The organism is Psychrobacillus psychrotolerans, assembly GCF_900115805.1.
In the GTDB taxonomy this organism is placed as follows: Bacteria; Bacillota; Bacilli; order Bacillales_A; family Planococcaceae; genus Psychrobacillus; species Psychrobacillus psychrotolerans.
The window spans coordinates 100,216-118,108 of sequence record NZ_FOXU01000003.1 but is presented as its reverse complement, the minus strand read 5'-3'; the positions used below and the strand labels follow the sequence as shown (position 1 = coordinate 118,108).

The following is a 17,893-nucleotide window of genomic DNA, read 5'->3' as shown; positions in this document are numbered from 1 at the left end:
ATCATTATTTAAAAGTAGTACTCCTTATAATTCATTCAACGTAGATGTCAGAAATCCTTTATTCTGATATGCTTATAGTATTAAATTTAAAAGAGGTGCCCATATGAATCAAACAGAAAAAATACAATCCTATCTACAAACACATCAAATTGATGCAGCATTTATCACTACTCCAGATAACGTTTTTTATTTTACTGGATTTAAAAGCAATCCCCATGAGCGTCTTTTAGGTGTAGCCATCTTCAAGGAAGCTGCACCGTTTATCATTTGTCCTAAAATGGAAATTCCAGATGCAAAAGCAGCAGGTTGGAATGGAGAAATAATTGGACATCAAGACACGGACAATGCATGGGATATCTTAGTACAAAAAATGAATGAAACGGCTAGTAATATTCAAAGCCTAGCGGTTGAGAAATCACATATGACAGTTGAAAGATTAGAAGCACTAGAAGAACGACTTTCAAATCTGCAAATTTCTAGAATCGACGAAAAAATCAATGACCTACGTGTTATTAAGTCTGAAGCAGAATTAGTCAATATGCGTAAAGCGGCCGAGCTTGCGGACTATGCAATTGAAGTTGGTTGCAAGGAAATTGCAGAAGGTAAAACGGAGATTGAAATATTAAATGCCATTGAATTGGCCGTAAAAGAAAAAGGAGCTGCACAGATGTCATTTGACACAATGGTGTTGAGTGGTCCTAAAACAGCTTCACCTCACGGAACTCCTGGTGACCGTAAAATCCAAAAAGGAGATTTCATTCTTTTTGACTTAGGCGTAGTGTATAACGGCTATTGCTCAGATATTACGCGTACAGTAGCATTTGGAGAACCTTCTCCAGACAAACGCGAAATTTATGAAACAGTACGTCGTGCAGAAGAAGCTGCGGTGGCGGCAGTAAAACCAGGCGTTACTGCTATGGCGCTTGATAAAACTGCAAGAGATATTATTACAGAAGCTGGTTACGGAGAATACTTTACCCATCGTCTAGGACATGGACTTGGAATTTCTGTCCATGAATTCCCTTCGATAACTGGTGTGAATGACATGAAGCTAGAAAAAGGAATGGTATTTACAATCGAACCTGGAATATATCATCCTGATATTACCGGCGTTCGTATTGAAGATGATGTAGTAGTGACAGAAAGTGGCGTTGAAGTGTTAACGAAGTTTCCGAAAGAATTACAAATTTTATAAGATATCTATCAAAGCACTGCGAACATGCAGTGCTTTGTTTTTTTAAAATGCTTTAACAAGCGGCCACATTCTTACCTCGATCTGTTTTGAATAATGCAGGACTACACTGTCATTCTCTACAACAATACCTCGACTACTAAGCATTGTATTTTCTTTAATATTTGCTTCTGCCAGTTGAAGTTCCCATGGGTGATGTAAAATGTCACATCGTAATGGAACTCCTTTGGGGTTTAGTGTATATAAGCAGTAACGTTCCACGAGCCACTCTTCGAAAGAACCTTTTTCTGCAAAATATTTCTCAGATACTGGACGATAATCTGCCACAAACCGAGCATCCTCAGATTTTCTTACACTCTCATATTCAATCATATCCCCTTGCTTTTCGACCTTCATATTTGCACGAACATATGGTAAGTGATAAAAAGTTCTAGCAACTTTTATCGCAAGTAGATTTGTGGCGTCCAAACTAAAAAAATATACTCCTGGTTTACCATCGATTGTTACATATGTTCGAACATTCAATTCTGGAAATTTATCAGTTCCTGGAATAGGAGGTAATCCACGTAAACGAATATCTGTCATATGGAATGGTACTACTCCGACCCAACACACGCCATCATAAGTGTCCAATGGGAATATGTTAGGAACTAGTTTTCGTAAGACATTAAAATTGACTGGAAAATGAGCAAAAAGCAAATCATTCCAAGTTTGTTTCATTGTCCAAGGCATATTTGGCAATGGCCATAATCTGTGTCCATCATCCCAGTTCGTTTCTTTGGATTGTTCTTTATAATCTGTCATTATTAATAGCTCCTATTCAGAAATGATATTTTCACAAAAATAGTAAGTATCCAACATATGCAAATACTAAGCCCCCTACATAAGTAATAAGAAAATACATAAGCCAAGTTTTAGGATATTTTTGCAGGGAATATAGTTCTTTATTTAATGTAGAGAAAGTCGTCAGAGAGCCTAGTAATCCTGATCCAATAAAAACCATATAAGTTTCGCCCGCTTGACTACCTACCAATAAACCAAGCAAAAATGCCCCTACTAAATTAACTAATAGTGTACCAAATGGGAAGGAACCACTTGCGCTTTTGTTTAGTTTTTTGGAAAGGATATATCGTAGATTAGCACCGATAAATCCCGCAATACCAACTAAGATGAAACTCATGGTCCCACCTCTTTTTTCCACCCAAGATTGCTCATCATAATTCCACCTACAATACTTACTGTCATATAAAGAATGGCAATACCAATTTGGTTAGCTTCTATCATCGTGATCGTTTCCACACTGAATGCTGAAAAAGTTGTAAAAGATCCGAGAAAACCTGTACTAATGGCAGACTTTAGCTTACTCGAAAATCGGAGCCTTCTAGACATTAGATATGCCAATGCATAACATCCAATCAAGTTTACCAGTAAAGTTAAAAATGGAAAACCTGAATCATGTACCATAATAATACTAATAGCATACCTTGCAACCGCCCCTAACGAACCTGCAAGTCCTATGTATAAATACATCAATAATATCGCCCCATTAACTAGAAATCACTCAAAGCATAATTGCTTTGAGTGATGATTTTATCATATTATTTTAAAAGTGTAGCTACATCTACATAAGGTAAATCTTGTGCTTCTGCAACCGCTTTAAAAGTAACATGTCCCGCTAAAGTGTTAAGTCCTTTTTGAAGCGACAGGTTGTCTAGACATGCTTGTTTATAGCCTTTGTTGGCAATTTGTAACGCATACGGAATTGTAGCATTTAAAAGCGCCATTGTAGAAGTTCTTGGAACCGCTCCAGGCATATTTGCTACAGCATAATGTACTACCCCATGTTTTTCATATGTTGGATTATCATGTGTTGTGATGCGATCAGAAGTTTCGAAAATTCCACCTTGATCGATAGCAATATCAATTACGACAGAACCTGGAGACATCGTTTTAATCATTTCTTCAGTTACTAATTTCGGAGCTTTTGCACCGGGGATTAATACACACCCAATAACTAAATCTGCTTCCTTAACTGCTTCTGCAATATTATATGGGCTAGAAATTAATGTTTGGATGCTTGACCCAAAGATATCCTCTAATTGACGAAGACGATCCGGATTTAAATCGATGATCGTTACTTGTGCTCCCATCCCAATAGCTACACGCGCTGCGTTGGCCCCAGCAATCCCTCCACCGATGATTGCTACTTTTGCGCGAGGAACTCCTGGAACTCCACCAAGTAATATTCCTTTTCCACCATGTATTTGCTCTAAGTACTGTGCACCAATTTGAGTTGCCATACGGCCAGCAACCTCACTCATCGGAGACAACAACGGTAATGTATTATTAGGTAATTGTACTGTTTCATATGCTATAGCTGTAACTTTTTTATCTATTAGTACTCTTGTTAAATCCGCTTCAGGAGCTAGATGTAAATAGGTGAAAAGAATTGACTCTTCACGGATTAACTCATATTCAGCATGAGTAGGTTCCTTTACTTTCATGACCATCTCCTGATCCCATGCTTCTTTTGCAGTGGATACAATTTTAGCACCTGCAGTAATATAGTCTTCATCTGTAAAACTTGACCCAAGCCCAGCTCCGGTTTCGATAAAAACTTCATGTTGGTAATGAGTAAGACTCACTACTCCAGCTGGTGTCATTGCTACGCGATTTTCATTGTTTTTTGTTTCCTTTGGAATCCCAATACGCATTTCTTGCATCCTCCTATGTAAATCATGTTGGTATGAAGATGACACAATATTTCATACAAATTCATTTTATCATTTATATATTTAAAATACTGCAACTATTTAATTTTCAATTTTAAGTATTCACAAATATGACTTAATATACAGAATTAAAATGAATAAAAAGAAGGAATATGTCTAACAATCTCGAATACTATATATATAACCAACAAGGAGGTTTTTAAAATGACATTAAAATATAATCAAATTTTAGTTGCAGTCGATGGTTCCAAAGAAGCGGAATATGCATTCAAAAAATCTGTTTCTATTGCCGCACGTAACAATGCAACATTAAATCTTATTAATATTATCGATACTCGTTCATTCGCTGCAATTGAAGCTTATGACCGCTCTATCGCTGAAAGAGCTCAAACATTTGCAGAAGATTTACTAGGTGGATATAAAAAAGAAGCGCTTGCTGCTGGAGTACAAAATGTAAATGTTGTTGTGGATTACGGTTCACCAAAAACAATGATTTCTAAAGACATTGCTAAAAAAGTAGAAGCAGATCTTATCATCTGTGGAGCGACTGGTTTAAATGCAATGGAAAGATTCTTGATCGGTAGTGTATCCGAATATATCGTACGTTCCGCTACATGCGACGTATTAGTAGTACGTACAGAAGAACGTCCAGAAGTATAAACTCATAGATTAACAAAATGGCTAGACGTGAAACTTCTCACGTTTAGTCATTTTTTATTTAAACTTTGTTTTTCTTCTACCATGCTATGATTGGAGCGGAAGGCGGCGACTCCAGCGGGACAGCGCGAGCTGAAAGCCCCGCAGGAAAGATATTGGGCAAACTTTATTTTGACCAATGTCTTTGCGACGAGTAACCGCAGGAGCATATGTTTTCGCAGTGACGAGGAGATTGAAGCCGTGCCCGCGGAAAGCGACCGCCTGAAGAGGAAATCAATATTAGGAAGATTACACTTTTTTACATTGACTTATATAGATTATTTTCTATAAATGTCTATTAAATTAATCAAATTTTACTTAGGGATAAAACAAATATAAAAAGGAGTAGTTCATCAAATATAGTTGATGTGGCCTACTCTCATTTTTTAAAATTCACTTTTGTATATTGCATAACTATTAGAACTATTACCTTCTATATCCTTTATTTATCCGGATTTAAACTTTACACAATTTGAAATCACTCATTCTAGCTACAATCCCGCTATTCTCACCGTATCTCTAGCAATCATAATCTCTTCGTTTGTCGGGATAACTATCACTTTAACCGGTGAATGCGGGTAGTTGATGAAATTTTCTTTTCCGTTTATTTTATTTAGATCGGGATCCATATACACGCCCATAAACTGCAGTCCTTTTAAGACTTTTTCACGAATAACCTCACTATTTTCACCGATTCCTGCAGTGAAAATAATGGCATCCACACCATTCATACGTGCAGCATAGGAGCCGATGTACTTATGAATTCTATTAGCAAATACATCTAAAGCTAACTGTGCCCGGTCGTTCCCTTTTGTAGCTTCCGTAACGATATCACGCAAATCACTAGAGAATCCGGAAACACCTAGCATTCCTGATTTCTTATTTAAAATATCTAAAATACCTTCTGCATCTTTCCCTGTTTTCTCCATCAAATAAGGGATTAGAGCAGGATCTATATTACCAGACCTGGTTCCCATTGTTACCCCTGCAAGCGGAGTAAACCCCATAGATGTGTCAATAGATTTACCATGGTGAATAGCCGCAATACTTGCCCCATTGCCAAGATGACAGGATATAAATCGAGTTGTTTCCAAAGGTCTGTTTAATAAAATTGCAGCTCTCTCTGAAACATACTTATGGGAAGTCCCATGAAAACCATATTTTCGAATACCATACTTTTCATAATAATTATATGGGATGGAATATAGATAAGAACTTTCTGGCATCGTTTGATGAAAAGCAGTATCAAAAACAGCAACCGCTGGCACATTAGGAAGTTCTTTTTTAAATACTTTTATACCAGTAACGTTCGCTGGATTATGAAGCGGCGCTAACTCCGATAGTTCTTCTAGCTTCTCTAATACTTCAGTTGTTATTAAAACAGAGTCACTGTAAACCTCTCCTCCATGTACAACTCGGTGTCCAATTCCATCAATATCATCTAACGATTCTATTACATTCTTTTCAATTAACATATACATCAATAGTTTTACCGCTTGTTCGTGATTGTCCACCTGTTCAATAATATTTATACGTTCCTCATTTGTCGTCATTGTAAAAATTGGATTTCCTAGACCAACTCTTTCTATTAATCCTTTAGCAATTACTTGTTCGTCTACCATTTCAAAAACTTGGAATTTTAATGAAGAGCTTCCTGCATTTATAGCTAATATTATTGGCATAAAAAACGCTCCTTCGTTGAACTAGTACTTTAATTGTACCGTTCAACGAAGGAGCTAGCAACTCACTTAGTATTCTCTTCTTGCCAAATTTCGACCTTTTTCAAAAACAGTTCCATAGATTCTTTGTTCATCATGTTTGGAACTTTTGCTAAAAGAACCTCTCTTGGCGCTTTTAAGTCACTGCTTTTCTTTTGTAATATTAGCAAGCTTTTCTCTTGTCCCTTTGTTTTAAAAATAGAAGTTGGAAATTGAATGACTGCTTGAATCCAACCATTTTCCTTGATGAATTCATGAAGCTTCGGTGCTTGTTTCGATTCAAATATAGTATCTGGTACTAGGAAGAAAAGATAGCCACCTGGTTTAACGTGTTTCATCGACTGCTCCATAAACAAGTGATGGGCATACGACATTTCCTCCGTACTATGAAGGAAATAATCTTGCGAAGTTTCCGAATCTGGATAATATCCAACCGGTAAATCACTTACTACAATATCCACAGGATCAATTAAAAGAGGCTTTAATGCATCTTGTCTAAATAACTGTACGTCGTGTGTAAGGAGCTCACCAGTTTGCGCAGCCAATTGAATTAACAACTCATCAATTTCTACACCAAATGCGTAGTTTTCTGTTGGTAGTGCATTCATAATCGTAAATAACAAATTCCCTGTTCCTAGGGCAGGATCTAAAATTGATAGTTCTTTTCTATCCTTAGTCATTTCTTTCACAAAGTAACTTACTAATAATCCTATCGCATCCGGAGTCATTTGATGATTAACCTGTACGGACTTCTTCATTCCTTTTAAGATTGCTAATTGAATTGCTTTGCGTACTTCTTCTTTATCTGCGTCCCGAACAGATGGCACTTTTTTTTCATTAAGCCATAGCTCTAACGCATAAACGACACCTTCTAAATAAGTAGCAGAAGCTTCATTTTCAATATAATTACTCTCTTGATCAATAAACGTAAAAATTTGTTCTACATGTGTATGCATAGTATCCCTCATAGTAAAACCCACTCCTTCTTCAGAGTGGGTTTGCATTTTTTTAAAGATAAGAAAGTATATACTTTTTTACCCTTTATCTGTCTAGCTCCTGCGCCTAACCCTTCAAGTCGCTTCAGACTTGCAACGCTAGGCGTTTGCGCTTTTCTTAGTTCGTTAGTGCTTTTACTGCTTCTAATGCTTTTTCATAATTTGGATGATCTGTACCTTCTCCAACATATTCAACATAAGTTACAACATCGTTTTTATCTACTACAAATACAGAACGAGCTAATAAGCGTAATTCCTGCATAAGTACCCCGTAAGCTTCTCCGAAAGCTGCATCACGGTGATCTGATAAAGTTTGAATTGCATCAGCAGCATTAGCCCCGCACCAACGTTTTTGAGCGAAAGGTAAATCCATGGATACTGTTAAAATTGCTACATCTTCACCTAAACTAGCAGCCTCTTCGTTAAATTTGTTTGTTTGTGTAGAACAAACTCCTGTATCTAGGGAAGGAACTACACTGATTAAACGAATTTTACCAGCAGAATCTTGTAGAGTCACAGGTGATAAATCATTTGCTAGCACAGAAAAGTCAGGTGCCTTACTACCAACTACCACTTCTTTACCAACTAATGTGACCGGACTATTTTTAAATGTTACTTTTGCCATAATATGTAGCCTCCTTTTTCATTATCTTTATCTTACTAGAATACGTTCGGCTCATGCAACTCTTTTGCAGGAGCGTTCTCATATGTGACTTTCTCTTTTAGATCAAAAACGGTCTCATGGACAACAAGCGTATCCGCGATAAAATCATGTACCCCTTGTTTTTTCGGAGTAAAAGCTACCACTAAATAAGGTATATTCAATGGAACAATAGAGATTAAGCGACCAATCCATTCTCTAAATATAACAGTACCCCATTTTAGTTTTCCACCGTCTTTGGATATAACTTTAATACCAAAAATCATCTTTCCTACTGTCTGGCTACAAAGCTTTGTCATCAACACAAAGTATGCGTAAAAAATAGCTGCTGTGATTAATGTAAAAGGCGCATACCATACAGGATTATTTAAGTCTAATGAAAACAACCGAAATATAGGTTTGATCAATAACATACCAACAGATGCCAAAATGAGAATATCTACTGTATATGCCCAAAAACGAATCCAAAAGCCCGCAGCCTTCTGTTCATATTGTGCCGTTCGATGAACAATTACTTGCTGGGTTGCAGAGGTGTTCGCTTGCACATGCTGCTCTTCTGATTGTACAAATTCACTCATCTTAAACCCTCCTTATTCATTCCCGTATAAATACATCATTTTTGGTGAGCTATTTTCTGTGATTAACTTCGCAATAAGCTTGGTTTCCAAATCTAAACCTAAGAATGATTGTGCTTTCACAGCAAATAGGGAAGCAAAACTTTGTGAATAGCCATATTCAAATACTTCTGCATCTTGTAAGTCATAATCTGTTTTAATAGATTGAATTACATCCTCTACAAATCCATATTCATCAGCTAAGCCAGCTTCAATTGCTTGTCGACCATTTAAAATTCGTCCATCCGCAACTTTTTTCACTTCTGCTTCGGTCATATTTCTACCTTTTTCGATAATATCAACGAAGTCCTCATACGAGTCATTTAACATTTCTTGAAGCATTGTTCTTTCAGCTTCTGTCATTTCTCTAGTAGGGCTCATAATATCTTTGTATGGACCAGATTTAATTGTTACAAATTCTACGCCATATTTTTCTGCTAGTTTACCATAGTTAACACTTTGCATAATGACACCAATAGAACCTGTCATCGTCTCTTTGTTCACAAATATTTTATCAGCAGGTGCAGAAATATAATATCCACCTGAAGCAGCCATACTTCCCATAGAAACATAGATCGGTTTCTCAGTTTCTTCTTGAAGTTCAATAATTTCTTTATAAATTTGTGCCGATTCGACAACTCCGCCACCTGGTGAATTTACTTGTAACACAATCCCTTTTACAGTGTCATCGACTTTTGCTTGTTCTAATTGTTGCATGAAGAATTGATGATTATATCCTTCCGCTGCAAAAAGCGAGCTTGCACTTCCAGTATCTTGAATAGTCCCATCTACCGTAAGTACTACGATTCGTTCGTTCATACTACCTTCTTCCAAAACAGTTTCAAAAAACTCTGAGCTAGAAGCAGATGCAAAGTCCTCTAAATACGATGTCCAATCTGTTGAAAAAGCAGTGGAAACAGTATTGACGAAAATAGAAAAAAGCAGTAACAGTGATGCTCCTAAAATAGCAAACCAGCGTTTCATATTCATATGTACAATTCCTCCTTTAATACTCCTCTTTACATACGTAAAGAATATCTAAATGTTTCACGAAATGTTAAAATAAATATATACAATAGTAAAGGAGAATGTTTATGCCCTCCAAAAACGCAATATATTTATATACTAAGAATGACACAAAATCTTTGCAAAGAAAAGAAAGTATCTCTGAAGCCATACATACTCATGGTTTTACAGTCGTGGAAGACCCTCAGCTTGCTTCCATAATTGTTAGCATCGGGACGGATGGTTCTTTTTTACAAGCAGTCCGTAAAACAGGATTTAGGCAGGATTGCTTATATGCTGGAATTTCTACAACAGATACGCTAAGCATGTACTGTGATTTTTTAGCGGATGATATAGAAGCAATGGCTGAAGCAGTTCTTACAAAAAATATCCAAGTTCGGAAATATCCTTTACTAGAAATCTCGGTAAATAATGACCCTAAATTTTTATGTTTAAATGAATTTACGATTCGTTCAAATATTATCAAAGCATTTGTACTAGATATAATTATTGACCACAAGCATTTTGAGTCCTTTAGAGGAGATGGTATGGTGATTTCCACTCCGACCGGAAGTTCAGGTTATAACAAGTCACTAAATGGGGCAGTGGTTGATCCTCTCCTACCTTGTATTCAAGTTGCGGAAATAGCTTCTGTGAATAGCAATGATTATAGAACGCTAGGTTCCTCTTTTATATTAAGCGGAGAAAGAACACTAGAACTTCGACTGCATAAAGACTGGAATGATTACCCTTCGATGAGCACAGACAACGAAGCTCTTAGTATTCAGCATGTTGAAAATGTATCTATTTGTTTGAGTGATAAAATCATTAAAACGGTTAAAATGAAAGATAATAGTTACTGGGAAAAAGTGAAAAGATCGTTTTTATAATTTGAGCTAGATAGTCCATTTGCTAATTACTTGTTTCATAATTTTATAGCGGATGCTGGTTGGATGTGACGGGCGTCACATCCAACCAGCATCCTTTTTTATAAAGTTTGTCATTCCGTCACCTGAAATGTAAATAAATGTTGTCAGTATTTCACTTATGAACTTGTACTTTTCTCACTTGCATTATTTTGGAAACCGTAAATAGTATTAACGCAAGCCAGATACATGAAAATGATAAAAACTCTATTTTACTAAATGCCTCGTCGTATAAAAATATTCCAACTAGCAGCATTAACGTTGGTGCAATATATTGAAAAAATCCTGACATATACAGTGGCATTGTCTTAGTTCCCTTAGCAAACAAGATCAAAGGCACGGCAGTTGCAACACCCGTGAAAATGAGTAGGATGGCAGTAGGAGCATCGGTATTAAAAAATACCGCCTTGTCTGATACTACTAAATAGATAAAGTATACGAGAGCAACAGGTAAAACAAAAAAAGTTTCAATCGTTAATCCTCTTAATGCATCGATTTTAATACTTTTCTTAATCAGACCATATAAAGCAAACGTTATAGCAAGCGTAAAAGCTATCCACGGAATTCCACCGTAAGAAACAGTTAGAATAATCACTCCTACAGCAGCTAGTAGTACAGAAAACTGTTGTGCTCTGGAAAGTCTTTCTTTTAAAAATACAATCCCCAATAATATAGAAAGAAGTGGGTTTATATAATACCCCAAACTTGTTTGTACGATATAACCTGCGTTTACTGCATATATGTATGTAAACCAATTTCCTGATACAAGATAAGAAGCTAGAAATAGCCCCCAAAAAGATTTTTGATTAGCCCATAAATCCTTCAAATCTAACCTCAGCTGATTTAAATTTCTACCTACAATTACTAACATGAAGGTAAAAATGAATGACCAAATTACTCTACCTGAAAGTATTTCATCACTAGAAACATGCTCTAATAACTTCCAATAAATTGGCATGAAACCCCAAAATACATATGCCAGTACTACAAATATGATTCCTTGTTTTTCTTCTGAACCCAATAAAAGCACCTCTTTACTTTGTAACTCGAAATATTAAATCATTATATTGCTTTAGAGCATTAAAGTAAATAAGAAAACACGAAGAGGTATGATCTCTTCGTGTTTGATAAACCATTTTAATTTTTATGATCGACTTTTACTCTGTTCTTTTTGTCGCAAATCTAATCTTCTAATTTTCCCAGATGTTGTTTTTGGTAATTCGTCGATAAATTCAATTTCTCTTGGGTATTTATAGGGTGCGGTTATTTGTTTCACATGATTTTGTAATTCTTTTATTAAATCCTCAGATCCTGCTAAGGATGCATCACGTAACACAACAAATGCTTTAACAATGCTGCCTCTTTCCGGATGCGGCGCCCCAATTACTGCACATTCTTGAACAGCTGGGTGTTTTGTCAATGCGTCTTCTACTTCAAAAGGTCCAATTGTATAGCCCGAGCTAATAATAATATCGTCTCCGCGCCCTTCAAACCAGAAGTATCCATCTTCATCTTTTTTCGCTCGGTCACCTGTAATATAATAATCTCCTCTAAATTGCATAGAGGTTCTTTCAGGATCTTTTAAGTACTCTTTAAATAATGCTGGCGTTTCAATATGAACAGCTATATCTCCAACTTCTCCAGTAGCACAAATCTTCCCTAAATCATTGATAATTTCCACTGTATTACCCGGTGTTGGTTTGCCCATGGAACCAGGTCTTGCCTCCATGCCCTTCATCGTTCCAACAAGCAATGTATTTTCAGTTTGGCCATAGCCATCTCGGACCTCTAGACCAAAAACTTTTTCAAACGTTTCAATTACTTCTCTGTTCAATGGTTCTCCTGCAGAAACAGCACTCTGAAGCGACGAAAGATTATACTCGTTTAATGTATCTACTTTAGCCATAATCCGGTACTCAGTAGGTGTACAACAAAGAATATTTACTTTTTGCTCTTGAATAATTGTTAAGTATTTTTGGGGTTCAAATTTACCGTTATATACATAACCAATTGCTCCGCTACCCAGTGTCGCTAAGAATGGACTCCAAATCCATTTTTGCCAGCCCGGACTTGCTGTAGCCCACACTACATCTCCTTCTTGTATTGCCAACCAGTTCGGCCCAGAAGTGCGTAAATGTGCAAACGCCCATCCATGGGTATGGACTACACCTTTAGGATTTCCGGTAGTACCACTCGTATACGATAGGAATGCCATGTCATCCCTTAGCGTATCAATTGTTTGAAATTCATCTGATTCGGCTTGTATTTCCTCCGTTAAAGATATCCAATTGTCTTTCTTATTACCGATTACTAATAATAGTTGCTCGTCTAAATTCCGAACATCTTCAAATTGATCTAAAAATGGTTCGTATGCAATAATTGCCTTCGCTTCACTATGTGTCAAGCGATATTCAATATCCTTTGCGCGAAGCATTTCGGAACTTGGGATAACAACTAGCCCGGCTTTTAGTGCACCTATATAAATTTCATAAGCCTCGATTAACCGTGGTACCATTATTAATACCACATCTCCTTTTTGGAGACCTTTACGGGTAAAAAGATTAGCTATCTTATTAGCTCTCTGTATTAAATTTTTATATGTACTTTTTTTCTGCTGACCATCTTCAGATTCCCATATTATAGCTAACTTTTCATCGTCTACTGCATACTTTTCGAACTCAGTAATGAGATTATAATGTTCTGGAGCAATTAAATTTAGATTATTCATTTGATTTCCTCCTTTGTACTATTTTAATTATAGAGGAAAATTAGCCACATTGGTTAATAAAATTTAAATTTTCAGATAGTATACAACCATTATTGATGACTTTGGTAGAGGTAGGTTGGAATACGCCTATCAATAAAAAAACCGGCAGCTTAGGCTACCGGTTTTCTTATTTCACTTATTTTTGGAATCCGTTCATTTGTTGTTGGGCTTGTGCAACTAATCGCTTAGTAATTTCTCCGCCTACGGATCCGTTGGCACGCGATGATGCTTCACCACCAAGTTGTACTCCAAACTCTTGAGCGATCTCATATTTCATTTGATCAAGTGCTTGTTTTACTCCAGGTACTAGAAGTTGATTTGAGTTGTTGTTGTTTGGCATGTTCCTCACCTCCTTGTGAAATTAGATTGTTCATTTTCATCTAATTCATACATGGAGGATAAAAGGTATATTTTGTCATTTACTATAGGAGGTTTGAAAAATCATTAGCCTTCTTCATAGGGAATGAAAGAACTTCTCTATTTTGCACTGCTTCTGTTATTAATTCATCAAAATCCTTAAAGCTCTCGTAGTATTCCACTTTCTCGAGTTTAGGTTTAGTTTTTGGACAAGATGGTGTAAAGATAGTACAACAATCCTCGTAAGGTAAGATGGAAGTTTCGTAAGTCCCTATTTCCCGGGCAATATCAATAATATCAAGCTTATCCATAGAGATTAGTGGTCTGAAAATTGGCGTAGACGTAACCGCATTTATTGCAGTTAAGCTTTCCAAAGTTTGACTTGCTACCTGACCTAAGCTTTCCCCAGTAACAATTCCTAATGCTCCTATTTCTTCTCGAACAAGATCAGCAATTTTCATCATTAACCGTCTTGTCGTAGTCATGGATACATTTTCAGGTATTTGAGCTTGTATACTTTGTTGTATATCTGTAAAAGGTATGACATGTAGTCTTACAGTTGCACCAAAATGACTTAACTGATTGGCTAGATCCATTACTTTTTCCTTCGATCTTTCACTTGTGAACGGTGGACTATGAAAATGTATTGCATCGAGCCGAACGCCACGTTTTAATAACATGTATCCAGCTACAGGACTATCAATCCCTCCTGATAACATAAGTAACGAACGACCATTTGAACCTAAAGGCATACCACCTGCTCCAGGAATAACCTGTGCCATCATATATACTGCATCATTTAATACTTCAATACGTAAATCTATTTCTGGTTTCTTCATTTGAACTTTTAAACTTGGGTATTGTCTTAATACATTACTTGCTACGACACTTTGTAACTCGTATGTATCCAGTGGAAAAAACTTATCTGAACGTTTTACAGTAACACGAAACGTTTTATCTTGACTGTCTAAACTATCCATAATTTGAAGTGCAGTTGCTTGAATATCATCCATTTCTTTAGAACAAGAAGCTACTGGACTAAACGATTGAATCCCAAAGATTTTAGGTAATCGTGTTATTAGTGCCTCAATTTCCGAATCATCAGTTGATGTTAAAAACATGCGATCTCTTTCCGCTTGTATTTTAATATTTGGCAAATCAACAAATGAAAACCTAATATTATTTCGTAAATGTGAAATAAACTGCTTTCTATTTTTCCCTTTAGTTGATAATTCACCATAACGTACTAATATTTTTTCCCATTTCATCCTATTTTAATCTCCTTTAATTACATTCATGACACGCTTGAATACAATTTTAAATTGGTCTATTTCTTGTTGGTTATTAAGGGTACTAAGGCTTACTCTTAATACGCCTTTTATATAATCATCCGAAATATGCATAGCCTTTAGTACATGACTTGTTTTTGTTTGTCTGGAGGAGCATGCACTACTAGTGGATACAATGATATCCTGTTCCTGCAATGCATTAATCATTACTTCACCTTTAACTTTTTGCACCGAAAATGTAACAATATGTGGTGCTTTTTTTGCTGGAGATATTACTTTAACAGAAGGAAAAGTATTTAAATATACCATCAAATCGTCCGAGAGTGTTTGTAATTTTAAAATGTTGTTTTGTAAGTCTGTTACAGCTAATCTTATCGCTTTCGCTGTAGCAACTGCCAAAGGTACGGAGGTTGTACCACTGCGAATACCCGATTCCTGTCCTCCACCGTATAATATCGGTTCTATTTCGACGAATTTTTTTAATGCAAGTAATCCCGAGCCTTTTAATCCGTGTATTTTATGAGAAGAGATCGTAATAGCATCAATATCCAAGATTTTAAAGTCAACTGGAATTTTCCCGAAGCTCTGAACAGCGTCCATGTGAATAAGCGCTCTGCTTTGTGCTCTAACAATTTTAGAAAGTTCTTCTATTGGTTGTATAGCACCTGTTTCATTGTTCACGTGCATAACACTAACCAATATAGTATCTTTTCGAACCAGTTTTTCTAGTGTATCCAATATAATGATGCCCTCTGAGTTGACGGGAATCCACTCAACGTCAAACCCTATTTCGCTCAATTTTTTAGCTGTTTCTATAATAGAAGGATGTTCAATCTCAGAAATTAATACATGCTTCCCTCGTTGCTTATATTTATGAGCTAAACCGAATATCGCTAAGTTATTGGACTCCGTTCCCCCAGATGTAAAAAATATTTTTTCATTTGACGTTTTCAATATATCTGCAATTTGTTCTCTAGCAGATTGTAACAATTCATTTGTCTGATGTCCAAATGTATGAATTGATGCAGGATTTGCCCAAAATTTTTCGTTCACAGCGACGAAAGTATTTAATACCTCTGGATGTACTTTGGTCGTCGCACTATTATCTAAATAAATCATTTCAATAACTCTCCTTTTCGGAAAAAAACCACCGTCACATAGTGAGGTGGTTCACGTTTGTATACAAAATATGATTTTCAAACATCTCAATTTCATACTGTTCTTTAAATCGTATGATTATGTACGCCAAGCGTCTTCCTTCACTAATGTATCAATTTTCTTTAAAGCTCCCGGTTCTACCTCTTCGACAGCTGTCGCTGCATCTTCAAGAGCCTTAGAATATCGCAGTTGCCTAAACGCTTCCTCTGCTTCTAACAGTTTTGCATGAACTTGCGGGTGACTTGCACGATAGCGGTTACCATATTGAATGATTTTTTCTGTTAGTAAAACATTTTCAAGCATTTCTTTTGCTCTGCTATGTACTTCTTCCATACAAGCCTCTGCTTTTTCTAAGTAATTATCTACTAGAGACATATTTAAAGGTACTTCTTGCAGACTTTGCATTGCTACATAAATGTGCTCTTCTGCTTCTTCTAAACGAACGTCCATATCTTCTGGGATTCCAGGTATATTGGCTTTTTGTAACATACGATCGGTATCATGTAATAAATCCTTTAGTTCATCCAACTTTTCACGTGCATTATTTTCATCTATTCGAAGATTTTTCAATCGATTTGCAAATCGGTCTTGTTCTTCATATAGTCGATCAATTTCTTCAGCAATTTCATTTAACTCTTCTTGTAGGCTTGAGTACGCAGATTGCTCTTCTTCTACGCGACTTGAAAGCAATTCATACTTTTTCTCTAATTCCTCTAGCTCTTTTAAACAACTTCGGGGAATTTCCGCCTCTTTTTCTGGCAGATGATAGCTCTGTTGAACATACGCAGCTTCTTCACTAACAGCTCGTGTAACAGTAGTAACTTCTCGTAAGCGAGAGCCTGTTTGCTCTTTATATTGATCCACATATTTTTTCGCAAGCACTTCTTTTTCCAGTAAATCATAAAATGTATCTAATTCATCTTTTAACTCTTCCACTCTGCTCATTGTTTTCCCGACATGCAATTCAATAATTGCTTGTTTTAATTCCACAAGTTCGGCTTCTATGGAGTCTAATTTTTGATTCATTTCGAGATGCTGTAAGTAGTAAGAACTCTCTTCCATCTCTTTTTGTCCATTACGCAACTCATGAATAATGGCTGGTATTTTATGTTGTATATCAGATAATACTGTAGGAATATCATGTAATTTAGGGAAGAATTTTTGGCCATCTTCTTGGACAGTAATAACTAGTTCACGGGCACTTAAATAGTTACCTGTATCCGTTAGTCGATCGAACTCATCAAACAGTGGAATGAAAGATTCCAACTTTTGTTCCAACGCCTTCACTGCTTCTCCAAATGAATACTGATGTGCAAGAAGTGTTTTTCTAGCTGCACGATGTTGATCTTTTAACTGTTCCATCTCGATACGGTTTTTTTCTTCACTACCTATCAAATCTTCAAGTTCGATTAAAATTTCAGACATTTTCTTATCACAAAGTGTTATCAATATTTGAATTTCTTTTTCAATTTTAGTCGCTTTTGGAAATATAAATCTATCTATACTTTCTTCTGCGTCAAATAAAAGAACATCGATTTTCGGCATATGCACATCCATTACTTCTGTCCATGCATTTCTCCATCTTTCAAACATTTCCTCGGTTTGCCCATTCATATTCAGCTGTTTTACTTTTGTCATTTCTTCTAAAATCGGTTTATTTTGAATTTGATGTTTCTCATGTTCTAATCTTTCTATTTCTACGTTATGTTTTCGTCTTATGATAAATGCAAAAATTGCAATTCCTAAAAGTATAATAACTGCTGGGATGATATACTTCATCGTA

At 36.2% G+C, this 17,893-nt stretch carries 18 protein-coding genes; 3 read left to right on the top strand and 15 right to left on the bottom strand.

The genetic code is table 11. The features are described 5' to 3' along the window. The first annotated feature begins 103 nt into the window (after nt 1–103). The gene (locus tag BM260_RS08325) at nt 104–1,195 is read left to right on the top strand and encodes a M24 family metallopeptidase (RefSeq protein ID WP_093536884.1); all 1,092 of its coding nucleotides are present in this window, start codon (nt 104–106) and stop codon (nt 1,193–1,195) included. A 42-nt stretch (nt 1,196–1,237) separates the two neighbouring features. Here BM260_RS08325 and BM260_RS08320 read toward each other — a convergent pair whose 3' ends face one another. The 4 genes from BM260_RS08320 to ald form a co-directional block, all read right to left on the bottom strand. Then, nucleotides 1,238–1,924 carry a YqjF family protein gene (locus BM260_RS08320; protein WP_245762679.1) on the bottom strand — a complete coding sequence of 229 codons (687 nt, stop codon included), beginning with the start codon at nt 1,922–1,924 and terminating at the stop codon, nt 1,238–1,240. Between the two features lie 103 nt (nt 1,925–2,027). After that, complete coding sequence (locus BM260_RS08315; protein WP_093536882.1) at nt 2,028–2,372, bottom strand: fluoride efflux transporter FluC; 345 nt, start codon at nt 2,370–2,372, stop codon at nt 2,028–2,030. Further along, entirely contained in the window at nt 2,369–2,722 is a 354-nt protein-coding gene (gene crcB / locus BM260_RS08310; RefSeq protein WP_093536881.1) for a fluoride efflux transporter CrcB, read from the bottom strand. The genes BM260_RS08315 and crcB overlap by 4 nt, the downstream gene beginning before the upstream one ends. A gap of 68 nt (nt 2,723–2,790) precedes the next feature. Continuing rightward, nucleotides 2,791–3,906: an alanine dehydrogenase gene (gene ald / locus BM260_RS08305; protein ID WP_093536880.1), complete on the bottom strand. Its 1,116-nt coding sequence runs from the start codon at nt 3,904–3,906 to the stop codon at nt 2,791–2,793. Between the two features lie 222 nt (nt 3,907–4,128). On the opposite strand from ald, the gene BM260_RS08300 reads away from it, so the two are divergent. Next, nucleotides 4,129–4,584 carry a universal stress protein gene (locus tag BM260_RS08300; protein ID WP_093536879.1) on the top strand — a complete coding sequence of 152 codons (456 nt, stop codon included), beginning with the start codon at nt 4,129–4,131 and terminating at the stop codon, nt 4,582–4,584. Between the two features lie 527 nt (nt 4,585–5,111). On the opposite strand, the gene BM260_RS08295 is transcribed toward BM260_RS08300, so the two are convergent. The 5 genes from BM260_RS08295 to sppA form a co-directional block, all read right to left on the bottom strand. Then, nucleotides 5,112–6,302, bottom strand: coding sequence for an acetate kinase (locus BM260_RS08295; protein ID WP_093536878.1), 1,191 nt, complete (start codon nt 6,300–6,302; stop codon nt 5,112–5,114). 62 nt (nt 6,303–6,364) lie between these two features. Further along, nucleotides 6,365–7,306, bottom strand: a complete 942-nt coding sequence (locus tag BM260_RS08290; RefSeq protein ID WP_245762672.1) for a class I SAM-dependent methyltransferase — start codon at nt 7,304–7,306, stop codon at nt 6,365–6,367. 145 nt (nt 7,307–7,451) lie between these two features. After that, nucleotides 7,452–7,958 (bottom strand): thiol peroxidase, encoded by a 507-nt coding sequence (tpx, locus tag BM260_RS08285; protein WP_093536877.1) that lies wholly within the window; start codon nt 7,956–7,958, stop codon nt 7,452–7,454. Nucleotides 7,959–7,993: 35 nt separating this feature from the next. Further along, on the bottom strand, nt 7,994–8,572 hold the full coding sequence (locus tag BM260_RS08280) for an RDD family protein (protein ID WP_093536876.1): 579 nt from the start codon (nt 8,570–8,572) through the stop codon (nt 7,994–7,996). 12 nt (nt 8,573–8,584) lie between these two features. Next, on the bottom strand, nt 8,585–9,598 hold the full coding sequence (gene sppA / locus BM260_RS08275) for a signal peptide peptidase SppA (RefSeq protein ID WP_093536875.1): 1,014 nt from the start codon (nt 9,596–9,598) through the stop codon (nt 8,585–8,587). Nucleotides 9,599–9,702: 104 nt separating this feature from the next. Between sppA and BM260_RS08270 the strand changes: the two genes are divergently transcribed. Next, the gene (locus tag BM260_RS08270; protein WP_093536874.1) at nt 9,703–10,503 is read left to right on the top strand and encodes an NAD kinase; all 801 of its coding nucleotides are present in this window, start codon (nt 9,703–9,705) and stop codon (nt 10,501–10,503) included. 151 nt (nt 10,504–10,654) lie between these two features. Here the strand turns inward: BM260_RS08270 and rarD are convergent, their stop codons facing one another. From rarD to ezrA, 6 genes are all read right to left on the bottom strand, one after another. Continuing rightward, nucleotides 10,655–11,560, bottom strand: a complete 906-nt coding sequence (gene rarD, locus BM260_RS08265; RefSeq protein ID WP_093536873.1) for an EamA family transporter RarD — start codon at nt 11,558–11,560, stop codon at nt 10,655–10,657. A 123-nt stretch (nt 11,561–11,683) separates the two neighbouring features. Next, complete coding sequence (gene mbcS, locus BM260_RS08260) at nt 11,684–13,267, bottom strand: acyl-CoA synthetase MbcS (RefSeq protein ID WP_093536872.1); 1,584 nt, start codon at nt 13,265–13,267, stop codon at nt 11,684–11,686. Nucleotides 13,268–13,442: 175 nt separating this feature from the next. Continuing rightward, a complete protein-coding gene (locus tag BM260_RS08255) occupies nt 13,443–13,646 on the bottom strand; it encodes an alpha/beta-type small acid-soluble spore protein (RefSeq protein ID WP_093536871.1) in 204 nt (67 codons plus the stop codon). An 82-nt stretch (nt 13,647–13,728) separates the two neighbouring features. After that, nucleotides 13,729–14,931 carry a tRNA uracil 4-sulfurtransferase ThiI gene (gene thiI, locus BM260_RS08250; protein ID WP_093536870.1) on the bottom strand — a complete coding sequence of 401 codons (1,203 nt, stop codon included), beginning with the start codon at nt 14,929–14,931 and terminating at the stop codon, nt 13,729–13,731. Nucleotides 14,932–14,937: 6 nt separating this feature from the next. Then, on the bottom strand, nt 14,938–16,071 hold the full coding sequence (locus tag BM260_RS08245; RefSeq protein ID WP_093536869.1) for a cysteine desulfurase family protein: 1,134 nt from the start codon (nt 16,069–16,071) through the stop codon (nt 14,938–14,940). A gap of 117 nt (nt 16,072–16,188) precedes the next feature. Beyond that, nucleotides 16,189–17,889 carry a septation ring formation regulator EzrA gene (gene ezrA, locus BM260_RS08240; protein ID WP_093536868.1) on the bottom strand — a complete coding sequence of 567 codons (1,701 nt, stop codon included), beginning with the start codon at nt 17,887–17,889 and terminating at the stop codon, nt 16,189–16,191. Nucleotides 17,890–17,893: the final 4 nt, after the last annotated feature.